Source organism: Neisseria sp. P0021.S006 (assembly GCF_051956895.1).
Genome location: NZ_JBQCWZ010000022.1, coordinates 1 through 12,242, shown reverse-complemented (window position 1 = coordinate 12,242; position 12,242 = coordinate 1). Strand labels below are relative to the sequence as shown.

The 12,242-nt window shown below is 45.2% G+C and carries 8 protein-coding genes; 5 read left to right on the top strand and 3 right to left on the bottom strand.

Annotation, left to right across the window (positions count from 1 at the left end; all coding sequences use genetic code 11):
- Positions 1–43 precede the first annotated feature (43 nt).
- A complete protein-coding gene (locus ACTHUM_RS06380) occupies positions 44–895 on the bottom strand; it encodes an MBL fold metallo-hydrolase (RefSeq protein ID WP_440361159.1) in 852 nt (283 codons plus the stop codon).
- A gap of 97 nt (positions 896–992) precedes the next feature.
- On the opposite strand from ACTHUM_RS06380, the gene ACTHUM_RS06375 reads away from it, so the two are divergent.
- A complete protein-coding gene (locus tag ACTHUM_RS06375) occupies positions 993–1,979 on the top strand; it encodes a GlxA family transcriptional regulator (RefSeq protein ID WP_440361160.1) in 987 nt (328 codons plus the stop codon).
- Between the two features lie 6 nt (positions 1,980–1,985).
- On the opposite strand, the gene ACTHUM_RS06370 is transcribed toward ACTHUM_RS06375, so the two are convergent.
- Positions 1,986–2,120, bottom strand: coding sequence for a hypothetical protein (locus ACTHUM_RS06370; RefSeq protein ID WP_440361161.1), 135 nt, complete (start codon positions 2,118–2,120; stop codon positions 1,986–1,988).
- 305 nt (positions 2,121–2,425) lie between these two features.
- On the opposite strand from ACTHUM_RS06370, the gene ACTHUM_RS06365 reads away from it, so the two are divergent.
- The 3 genes from ACTHUM_RS06365 (at position 2,426) to ACTHUM_RS06355 (ending at position 9,588) form a co-directional block, all read left to right on the top strand.
- A complete protein-coding gene (locus tag ACTHUM_RS06365; protein WP_440361162.1) occupies positions 2,426–5,179 on the top strand; it encodes a type I restriction-modification system subunit M in 2,754 nt (917 codons plus the stop codon).
- A 9-nt stretch (positions 5,180–5,188) separates the two neighbouring features.
- On the top strand, positions 5,189–6,400 hold the full coding sequence (locus tag ACTHUM_RS06360) for a restriction endonuclease subunit S (RefSeq protein WP_440361163.1): 1,212 nt from the start codon (positions 5,189–5,191) through the stop codon (positions 6,398–6,400).
- A gap of 68 nt (positions 6,401–6,468) precedes the next feature.
- The gene (locus tag ACTHUM_RS06355; protein WP_440361164.1) at positions 6,469–9,588 is read left to right on the top strand and encodes a type I restriction endonuclease subunit R; all 3,120 of its coding nucleotides are present in this window, start codon (positions 6,469–6,471) and stop codon (positions 9,586–9,588) included.
- Between the two features lie 78 nt (positions 9,589–9,666).
- Here the strand turns inward: ACTHUM_RS06355 and mobA are convergent, their stop codons facing one another.
- On the bottom strand, positions 9,667–10,248 hold the full coding sequence (gene mobA, locus ACTHUM_RS06350) for a molybdenum cofactor guanylyltransferase MobA (protein WP_004520569.1): 582 nt from the start codon (positions 10,246–10,248) through the stop codon (positions 9,667–9,669).
- A 259-nt stretch (positions 10,249–10,507) separates the two neighbouring features.
- On the opposite strand from mobA, the gene ACTHUM_RS06345 reads away from it, so the two are divergent.
- Positions 10,508–12,242 (top strand): histidine kinase (locus ACTHUM_RS06345; protein ID WP_440402802.1); only part of this gene is annotated, 1,735 nt, incomplete at its 3' end.

Below are 12,242 nucleotides of genomic sequence, written 5' to 3'. Positions count from 1 at the left end.
TGAAAAACAAGGTACAGGCTGCTTTAGGATAATGAGCCGTTTATCAATCCAGTTTCAGGATTTCTCCGTCTTCCGGAACGTTCACACGGCTTTCAATGCCTTGACCGCGTATAAATTTACGCATATCGGTGCGGCTGACGGCGGTATGATTCACGGTATCCATGTGTACGGTGATGATTTTGGCTTTAGGCATGACTTGGCTGGCTTTTAATACATCAGCCGTCCCCATAATAATGCCGTCTGAAATGCCTGAAATCAGCGCGTAGCCCGTGTTCATAATCAGATAATCGGGTTTGTAGCGGTTCAATGCTTTGTTTACATCTGCCGTCCACACAGTATCACCCATAATATAAGCGGTTTTGTGTCCGCTGCTTTGAAATACCACACCCATTGCATCGCCTAAGATTTCGGCTAGCTGAGGGTTGGCATACATGGCTTCTGTACCATGTACGCCGCCGGTTTTGCTGATGGTTACACCGTTGAATACAGTGCTGCCGTTCAACACGCGTACATCAGTAAAGCCTTGGCTGCGGATTTTTGCCGCGTCGGCTTGGTGCTGCACATATACGGGCAGGTTTTTCGGAATGGAACGTGCGGCGGTTTCGTCCCAATGGTCTTCGTGAGTATGGGTAACGACAACTGCATCCACACCGTCCAAAATTTTATTCACGCTCATCGGCAGCCCGACCAGCGGCATTTTGGCTTGGCTGTTGAACGTGCCGGCAAAGCCGTTCATGGAGTGCTTGGGTGCGAAAAACGGGTCAATCAAAAAAGTCTGCCCCGCATATTCGACTTTGGCGGTAGCGTTACGGATATGTTGGTATGAATCGTCTGCCCAAGCGGAAAAGGCTGTCGCGCCCAAAACAGTGGCAAGAATAAATTGCTTGGATTTCATGATGTTGCTCCTTAGAAAATTATGGAGCGTATTTTAAGCTGCAGGTGTATCGGCTAAAATAGGCAATATTGCCAACAAACGCAAGGATAGTGCCAAAATGTCGTCTGAAAACGAGCGTAACGAGTTTCGCCAAAATCAAACTGTTCCCAAAATCGTGCTATATGCTCAATCGGGCATGAATGATTTTGTCTTCAACATTCCCTTTTCTGTTTTTCAGACGACCTATCGGGACAATCCGCTCTTTGACCTGAAAATCTGTTCCGATGATAGCAAAGACGTTATCACGGCACTGGGCGCAAGCATTCCCGTACACGACGGATTGGATTTGACGGAAGAAGCCGACATCATCGTCATCGCAGGCTGGCGCAATATTGAAGAAGCCCCGACGCCAGAACTGGCTGAGAATTTACAGCGGGCAGCGAAACGTGGTGCGCATATCACCGCCCTATGTTACGGCACTTACGCCCTTGCCTACACAGGACTTTTAGACGGCAGAACCGCCGCCACCCACTGGCTTGCCGAAGACGACTTTGTCCGCCGTTTCCCTAAAATTCATCTGGATACCAACCGCCTATATGCAGAAGACGGCAACTTTTTAACATCGGCAGGTGCGGCGGGTGGGCTGGATTGTTGCCTGTACCTCATCCGCAAAATCCACGGTGCAACCGTTGCCAACGACCTTGCCCGTACCTTGGTTGCGGCACCACACCGCGAAGGCGGGCAGGCACAGTTTATCCACCGACCTGTCGAACGTCGTACCGCCGATGACAAAATCAATCACCTATTGGACGAACTGCGCCAAAACCTTGCGACCCCATACCGCTTGGACGATTTGGCAAAAAAATTAGCCGTTTCCCGCCGTACCTTTATCCGCCATTTTTCTCAAGCCACAGGCATGAATTTCGGTGAGTGGCTCACCACAGAGCGGCTATGGCAGGTACAGGATTTGTTGGAAAATACGGATTTGCCGATAGAACGCATCGCCGAACAAAGCGGCTTCGGCAGCGCGTCAAACCTACGTTTGCAGTTCAAAGCCAAGTTTAAAATCAATCCGAATGCCTGGCGGAAAGTATTTGGCAGATAGCTTGCGTTAGTCAATCCAAAATACCTGAGTGCAGGCTGCTTTGGAGGTCGTCTGAAAACCCAAAAAGCAGCCTGTACTTTTCAGACGGCCTTTTTTCTTTTTCAAAGAGTAGAGAAATTTCAAAGAGTTTTTATAAATCATCTTCAAAATCCAAACGCTTGTTCTATCCTAATCATTTATATTCAAAGATGACAATCTCAATCTCATCCTCGCCAATAGAGATAGCGGCTCTTATATGAATACAAGATGCCGTCTGAAAGTTGAGTTTCAGACGGCCTTTGTGTAATGTGAGCTTTCCTACCATTTTTCCTTGCATCGATGAATCATACTCCCTCTACGATGTAAATTATGTAAACACTGTGTTGATGGTTTATCATAGCAAAGCCTGCACCAAGCAATCATAAATACCGCAATATGTATAAAATCAAAAACCAATAAGAGAAAAAATGAATAAACAACAACTTGCAGCCAAAATTTGGCAATCTGCGAATAAAATGCGTTCCAAAATTGAAGCGAACGAATACAAAGACTACATCTTAGGCTTTATTTTCTACAAATTTTTGTCCGACAAACTGGAGAAATTTGCCCTTGAACAAGGCTTAGAAAAATCAAATTTTGCCGATGAGCTTACCGAATCTAACGTGGATCTTGTCAACCATATCAAAAGAAACCTCGGTTATTTCATCAGCTACGAACATCTATTCTCAACTTGGCTAGCCCAAGGCTCGGATTTCAATATTGCCAACGTCCGCACTGCAATGAGCGCTTTCAGCCGCAATATTGCAGAAAACTACATCTCAGTTTTTGACGGCATTTTCAAAACCTTAGAATCCGGTTTGAGCAAATTGGGCGATACCGCCGCCAGCCAAACCAATGCGGTGAAAGACCTTTTCGTGCTGATTGCCGATATTCCAATGGACGGCAAACAAGGCTATGACGTATTGGGCTTTATTTACGAGTATCTCATCGGTATGTTTGCCGCTAATGCAGGCAAAAAAGCGGGCGAATTCTATACGCCGCACGAAGTATCTTTGCTGATGTCTGAAATTATTGCCGACCATCTCAAAGACCGTGAAGAAATCAGCATTTACGACCCGACCAGCGGCTCAGGTTCATTGCTGATCAACATCGGCCATAGCGTTGCCAAACATCTCAAAAGCGCCGACAGCATCAAATATTACGCACAAGAATTAAAAGAAAACACTTACAACCTCACGCGTATGAATTTGGTCATGCGCGGCATTTTGCCGAGCAATATTTTCACCCGCAATGCCGATACATTAGAAGACGACTGGCCGCTGGAAGGCGAGCCGCTGTATCTGGATGCCGTAGTGTCCAATCCGCCCTATTCCCAGCCGTGGAATCCCAAAGACAAAGAAGGCGACATCCGCTACAAACGTTTTGGCGTCGCCCCGCAGGCAAAAGCCGATTTTGCCTTTCTATTGCACGACCTCTTCCACTTAAAGCCCGACGGCATCATGACCATCGTCTTGCCGCATGGCGTGCTTTTTAGGGGCGGAGAAGAAGAGAAAATCAGAAAAAATCTGATTGAATACAATCATATCGATGCCATTATCGGTCTGCCTGCCAATATCTTTTTTGGTACGGGCATTCCCACCATCATCGTCGTTTTACGCCAAGAGCGCGAACGTAACGACGTATTGATGATTGACGCCTCCAAACATTTCATCAAAGTGGGCAAAAACAACCATTTGCAGGCAAGTGACATCAAGCGCATTGTCGATTGCGTGACCCATCGCCGGGAATTGCCTAAATTCTCCCGCATTGTGCCGAAAGCCGAAATTGTAGCAAACGGCTACAACCTCAACATTCCGCGCTATGTTGATTCCGCCGAACCGGTGGAGCAATGGGATATTTTCGCCACCATGCACGGCGGCATTCCCAAAGCCGAGCTGGCACAATTCGCAGACTATTGGGCAGCCTTTGACGGTTTACAGACGGCCTTATTTACCGATAACGGCACACCTTATGTGCAGCCGAAAACCGACAATCTCAAAGCCGCCATGCAAAGCCACGCCAGCGTGCTGAATTACCAAGCGCAATTTGCCCAAAACTTTGCCGATTTCCCCGCTCGCTTGGAAACCCTGCTGATTGAACCGATGGAAACGCTCAACATCTCCCAAACCCAGCAGCAACTCGCCGAACTCATTCGGGAAAAAGTGCAGGCAATGCCCTTATTGGATTTTTATACCGCCTATCAAAAACTCGATGACCTATGGCGCGCCGATGTGGCAGGCATTGCCGCCGATTTGGAGATGATTCAAACCGAAGGCAAACAAGCAATTAAGCAGGTTGATCCATTTATGGTGTTGAAAAAAGACAGCAAAACCAAAAAAGAAGCCGAAGTACAAGACGGCTGGGTAGGGCATATTCTGCCATTTGAATTGGTGCAAGCCGTCAAATTGCCGCAGGAATTGACAAACCTGAAAGCCAAAGAAAATCGCTTAGAGGAAATCACCGCCGAACTACAGAGTATTTTAGATGATTTGAGCGAAGAAGAAAAAAGTGGACCTTATGTCAATGACGATAATGATGCATTTATTGCTAAAGAAATTGCTGCTTATTTCAAAGTAATTTATGCAAGCGTTACAACAGAAGAAACAATCGCATTGGAAAATTACCTAGAATTATTGTCAAACAAGGCTAAAAAAGCTGAAAAATTAGTATTTATTCAAGAAAATACGGTTGTAAATTGGGAAAATATTGAAGCTTCAAAAGATGGCACTTATGCAAAAGCGAAAGTGAATGCATATTTAAAATCTTTGCGTAGCGGTTATGAATTTGACGAAGATAGCTTAGAGAACAAACTATTAACAGTTCAAGCATTATTGGAGGAAGAAAAAGAAATAAAAGCCCAGATTAAAACCGACTCAGCGAACCTCCACAGCAAAACCAAAGCCGCTATTGAAGCCCTGGATGATGCCGAAGCCCTCGCTTTGCTCCGCCAAAAATGGTTTGTTCCGCTCAATGCGGCGATGCGTAGGCTGCCTGAAAACATGCTGGCGCAATTCAGCCAAAAACTGACCGCACTTTGCGACAAATATGCCGACACCTATCAGCATATCAGCCAACGTAAACAAGAAAGCGCCACCGCACTGGCGCAAATGATGGACGAACTCACCGGCAGCGACTTTGATTTGCAGGGTATTGCCGCATGGCAGGCGATTTTGAAAGGCTAAGGGGGAAAAATGAATAAGCAACAAGAGCCACGTTTGCGGTTTCAGGGTTTTACGGGAGAATGGAAGACGGAAGGTTTTGAAAGCGTTGGAGAATTTAATCCTAAAGCAGAAATTCCCCAAATTTTCCAGTATGTTGATTTAGAGTCTGTTGTTGGTACTCAACTAATTTCCTATAGGGAAGAATTTAAGGAAACAGCACCTTCAAGAGCACAAAGATTAGCTAAAAATGGGGATTTGTTTTTTCAGGCTGTTCGTCCTTACCAAAAAAACAATTATCTATTTGAGAAAAATAATGAAAATTTCGTATTTTCAACTGGATATATTCAAATTCGTCCACAAAATGATGGTTATTTTTTATTAACGTTGGTGCAGAAAGAAGAATTTGTTCAAGAAGTTCTATTACGTTGCACGGGGACAAGTTACCCAGCAATTAATACAAGTAGTCTACAAAACATAGCAATCTTACTTCCTCCAACTGCTGAAGAACAAGCCCATCTTGGCAATTTTTTCCGTCGCTTAGACAGCCAAATTGCAGAGAGCCGTACGGTGTTGGAAAAAAGCCGTCAGCTTAAAAAGGCCATGTTGGCAAAAATGTTCCCCGCAAACGGTGAAAAAATACCGAAAATCCGTTTTAAAGGGTTTGAGGGGGAGTGGGAGCGAAATGAATTAGGCTGCTTGGGTTATTGCTTATCAGGTATTGGTTTTTCTGAAAATGAGCAAGGTGGAGAAAATGGCATACCATTTTTCAAAGTGTCAGATATGAATTTATCGGGTAACGAAGTTTATCTAAGAAAAGCCAATAACTATGTAACCCAAGAACAAATTGATAAACAACGATGGCAAGTTATTCAACAGCTCCCATGTATATTTTTTGCCAAAGTTGGAGCAGCTTTACTGTTAAATCGTAAACGGCTGGTTAATACTCCATTTTTACTTGATAACAATACAATGGCGTTTATCTTAGATTCAAGCTTGGATAATTATTTTATGAAAACACTTTTTGATACGATTGATTTGCCTGCATTAGCCCAAATCGGAGCTTTGCCATCCATAAATGCAAAAGATATTGAGAAGAATATTGTGTTTATTCCTACCCCTAAAGAACAAAGCGCCATTGGTAATTTTTTCCGCCAATTGGACGAAACCATTGCCTTACAGTCGGCAGAGGTCGAAAAACTAAACCAACTCAAAAAAGGGCTGTTGGCGGTGATGTTGGTATAGGGCGGGCGTTCCTGCCCATGATTGAGGCCGTCTGAAAAATTGTGGTAGCGCCCTTACGGAGAAAAAGAATGTTTAATAAAGAAGCTGATTTTGAAAACGCACTGATTGCCTTGCTTGCCACCAAAAGCTGGGAAAAGGAAGTGTTGCTCTATCCCACCGAAGAAGAGTTGATTGCCAACTGGCAGGAGCATTTGAATAAAACCAACCAACATATCGACAAGCTCGATGTGCCGTTGCTTCACACGGAAATGAACCAGATTTTGGAGCAGGTGCAGGCATTGAAAACGCCTTATGCTTTAAACGGCTTTATCAACGGCAAAACGGTGGCAATCAAGCGTGAAAATGAGGCAAGCCGTCATTTCGGCAAGGAAGTGTCGCTGGATATTTTTGACCGTGAGGAAATTTCTGCCGGCAAAAGCCGCTATCAAATTGCCCAGCAGCCCCAATTTACTCCTCGTTCGGATTTATACCCTAAGCAGCGCGGCGATTTGATGTTGTTAATTAATGGGATGCCGATGTTCCATATTGAGTTGAAACGTTCAGGCGTGCCCATCAGCCAAGCGACCAATCAAATTGAGCGATACCATAAGGCGGGCGCGTTTTCGGGCATTTTTAGCCTGGTGCAGGTGTTTGTGGCGATGACGCCGGAAGAATGCCGCTATTTTGCCAATACCGGCGGTCAATTAAATCCGGCGTTTTATTTCCGTTGGGCGGATTTCAATAATGTGTATATGAACGATTGGGATAAGGTGGCGACGCATTTCCTCTCGATTCCGATGGCGCACCAGTTTATCGGCGATTACACCATTGCTGATGCGAAAGACGAGCAGCTGAAAGTGTTGCGCAGCTATCAGTATTATGCGGTCAACAAGATTGCCGACACAGTGGCAAAAACCGATTGGACTTCGGGCAATCAGCGTGGCGGCTATATTTGGCATACCACCGGCTCGGGCAAAACGATGTCGAGTTTTAAATCGGCACAGTTAATCAGCCGCCGCAAAGATGCGGATAAGGTGATTTTCTTGCTCGACCGTATTGAGCTGGGCAAGCAATCGCTGGAGGAATATCAGAATTTTGCCGATAGTAAAGATGATGTACAGGCAACGGAAAACACCGCCATTTTGCTCGCCAAGCTGAAAAGTAAACAAGACCGCGACCGCTTAATCGTTACCTCCATTCAAAAAATGAGTAATATCAAAGCGGAAGAAGGGGTAAATGAGGCTGACATCGAGCAAATCAGTGGCAAACGGCTGGTGTTTATTATTGATGAAGCCCACCGCACTACTTTTGGCGATATGTTGCTCACCATTAAGCACACCTTCCCCAATGCGCTTTTCTTCGGCTTTACCGGCACGCCGATTGAAGAAGAAAACGCTAAGAAAAATTCAACCACTGCCACGGTTTTCGGTAATGAATTGCACCGCTATTCGATTGCAGACGGCATTCGTGATGAAAATGTATTGGGATTTCACCCCTTCCATATCCGAACCTTTAAAGACAGCGATTTACGCAGAGCCGTCGCATTGCAAGAAGCTAAAGCAACAGATGAAAACGAAGTATTTGCCGATGATCAAAAGAAAAAAATCTACAATCAATTTATGAACGATGTGCCGATGGCGGGAGAATATACTTCAGACGGGAAATATCAAAAAGGTATTGAAGATTATGTACCCAATGCGCAATATCAAACGCCGGAACACGTTAATGCCGTCATAGACGATATGCTGGAAAATTGGAAACGCCTCAGCCAAGGCAAAAAATATCATGCCATTTTTGCCACCAGCTCTATTCCCGAAGCGGTCAATTATTATCGCTTAATTAAAGCCAAAATTGCTGAGAAAGTCAGAATTGCTGAGGAAGTCGGAAATTTTGAGGAAGCCAAAAATGCCGAGCTGAAACTGACCGCCCTTTTCGATCCGAATATTCTCAACGATGGGCAAGGCAACGACAAGGAAATATGGATTGCCGAAATTTTGGAAGATTACAACGCCCAGTTCCACACAAGCTTCGACTATGCCACTTATTCCCGATTTAAAACGGATTTGTCGGATAGGTTGTCGCATATCAATGCGTATAAGAGAATCAAGCCCGACGAACAGCTGGATTTGTTGATTGTGGTCGATCAGATGCTGACAGGCTTCGACAGCAAATGGCTCAATACGCTCTATTTAGACAAAATTTTGGATTACGCCAACTTGATTCAGGCGTTTTCCCGTACTAACCGCGTATGCGACAAAACGGATAAGCCTTTTGGTTTAATCCGCTATTACCGCAAGCCGCATACGATGCAACGCAATATTGAGCGAGCCGTAAAACTTTATTCGGGCGACCGTCCTATGGGGCTGTTTGTCGATAATTTAGATAAGGTTATCGACAAAATAAATGTCTGCTTTGCCGATATTGCCGATATTTTCAAATGGGCAGGATTAGAAGATTTTTCAAAAAACCCTGATGATACAACCTCATGCGCAAAGTTTGTCAAACTATTCAATCAGTTCAATGAGCACTTACAAGCTGCTCGGCTCTTGGGCTTTTCTTGGGGAAAATCAAGCTATGATGTGGTACAGGAAGACGACAGCGTGATCACTGCCACACTCAATTTCGATCAAGAGACCTACGATAAACTGCTGGCTCGTTATAAAGATTTGTTTAAAGAAAGTTCAGGCAATGGTGGCGGTAGCGATGATGTGCCATTTGATTTGCGTTCGCACATCAACGAAATCGAAACCGATAAAATTGATCAAAATTATATGAATGCCCGTTTTGAAAAATGGCTTAAAACCATCGGCGGCATAGAAGAAGCTGCTGCACTTGAGGAGCTACACCACTCTTTTGCTACGCTTTCTAAAGAAGATCAAAAATTTGCTGAGTTGTTTTTACACGATGTGCAATCCGGCGATATCAAGCTTGATCCAAATTTAGCATTAAGTGATTACATCACCACGTACAAACAAAAAGATGCCAATGATAAGGTGCTAAAAGTAATTAAAGGTTTAGGGCTAGATGGAGATTTGCTACGTGCACTGTTGGCAAGAAAATATACCAGCGAAAATTTAGACTTAGGCAGACTAAATGACCTAAAAGCTACAGTCGATAGGGAAAAAGCCAAAGTTTATTTTAACGAAGAACGTATATTTTATTTAAATATACGGATTGATGAATTTCTAAGGGAACTAATTACAAGATAGTTATTACCTATTGAAAGATTTTTAAGCATCATCAAATGACGTATTCCTATCTGAATATTAGTCCCCTTACCTACCCAACTACAAAGGCTGAGCCAAATCATTTTCCGTGTTGTAGCTGATAAAATCCTGCTCATGAGGGAAATGGACAACCCTCGCGCGCTGTTGCTGCAGCCAACCTCGGATGCTGCGCATTCCTGAATAAAGGTATGGCACGGTGCTTTGTAGGATTTGCGGTCGGATAAACATCACGCTGTAATGCGGCCTGGCAGAGGTCTCTACATAAAACGCATTGCACAATGGCGTGCGCCGCGCGATGGTTTCAAATTGGGACACCAAATTTTCCGGCATCCGCGGCATATCGCAAGATACGATGAGCAGCCAATCGGCAGTAGCAATTTGTAAATCGTTGGCGGCGGTACACAAGGCGGCCAAAGGGCCGTAATGTTGCCATTGGCGCGCATCGGAGAAAACGTGCGCGCTGCGTTGGGCGTAGGATTCGAGATTGCGGTTGGCACTGATGGCGATATGGCTGACTTGCGGGCGGATTTTTTCGATAACGTGATCTATCAAGGCTTTGTTGTGCCACTGCACCAACCCTTTATCGACACCTCCCATCCGGCTTCCCTGCCCGCCGGCCAATATCAGTGCAAAAATTTTCATTTTGGTAGTCCTTTGCAAAGCAGAGTGCGTAAGTGTTATTCGAGATGTTGTATTTATGGAATAAGTTTTAAGGCTTCAGGCCGTCTAAAACCTGATTTTGTGATTTAATTCACTTAAGATGAATTTTATCATAACATGATTTTACATTAAACCCCTGTTTTTTCTTATCATAACCATACAATTATTTTAGACAGGTTGTTTATAGGCCGAAAGAATGATATTTTTATAAGATTATCGGATTAGTCTTCCTGCGTGCTTTATGCGTTTATTCTCCGGATCTTCAGACGGCCTGAGCCTGTCCTCGCGTTTAAAACTGCTGACTGTGTTATGGGTCGGCTCGGCTTTTTTGTCGATTGCCTTTACCCTGCTGCTTTCTTGGCGTTTGGAAAGCGCGGCCAAAACGATTGAAGATGCGGGCAGCTTGAAAATGCAGGTGTATCGCTTGGCTTATATGGCAAGCGTCCGTACGCCCAATGCTCAAATTGACAACCAAATCAAAGAATTTGAACGTACGCTGGCCAATGTAACGCAAAGCGATGCCATTCATCCGCTGATTCCGTCACAAATGCCGCTGGCTTACGATTTGATCCAATCGATGCTGTTAATTGATTGGGAATCCAACATCAAGCCTTCTTTGCAACATTACGAGCGGCCGACCCAAATCGGCTTATACCGTTTTGCCGGCAATATCGAGCTGTTTTTACAGGCGATGGAAAACGCCAACGAGCAAAATACTTTGTGGCTGCGCCGTTTTCAAATGGCGATGATGTTGATGATTTTAGTGGCTGCCGGCTTGATGATTGTTTGGCATTATTCGTGGATCATCCGGCCGCTGGAAAAATTGCGCGACGGGGTAGAAACCATCAGCGAAGGTCGTTTCGGGGTACAAATCGATACAGACCAAATTCGTGAATTCTCCCAAGTCAGCAAGGGCTTCAACCAAATGAGCCGCCGTCTGAAAACGCTTTATACGGATTTAGAAGGACAGGTTGCCCAACAAACCCAAGACTTGGCCCGGCAAAACCGTGACTTGACCCTGCTCTACCAGACTACGCGCAACCTGCACCAAACCTTTACGCCGCAACAGGCCGCAGAAGAATTTTTGGCTCAGATTCTGCCGGCGTTTTCCGCTTTGGGCGGTACGGTATATCTTTCCGATGAGGAACGGAAACGTTCTGATTTGGCGGCAAGCGTCGGTGAAACCGAAGAAGGAAATCGTGTAGAATTTCCGATCGTTTATCAAGACGAACAACTCGGCGTACTGACCCTATATTTTTCAGACGGCCATATGCCTGATGAGCAAGACGAAAAACTGCTGCATACCTTAAGCGGACAGCTGGGCATTTCCATCGCCAGCAACCGCATGGAACAAGAGCGCCGCCTGCTTGCAGTTTTACAGGAGCGTAACTTGATTGCGCAAGGTTTGCATGACAGCATCGCGCAAGCTTTGACCTTTTTGAATTTGCAGGTACAAATGCTGGAAAGCGCGTTTGCTTCAGACCAACGCGAGCAGGCCGAAGAAAATATCGGCTTCATCAAAGACGGCGTGCAGGAATGCTACGAAGACGTCCGCGAACTTTTGATGAATTTCCGCACCAAAATCAGTAATAAAGATTTTCCCGAAGCGGTAGAATCGCTGCTGGCGCGTTTTGAACGGCAAACTGGTATCCCGGTTGATTTAAAATGGCAGGACGACGGACAGGCATTAAATTATGATGAACACTTGCAAATCATCTTCATCTTGCAGGAAAGCCTGTCCAATATCCGGAAACACGCGCGTGCGCAACATGTCAGCGTCGAAATTGCCAACCACGGCGATTTTGTCATGACGATTCGGGACGACGGCGCAGGCTTTAATAAAGAACATCTATCAAACCGGCCTTCAGGCGAACATGTCGGCTTGGGCATTATGCAGGAACGGGCCCAACGGATTAACGCAGAATTGGCCATTACATCGCAGATTGGGCAAGGTACGGCGGTTATGCTGACTTTGC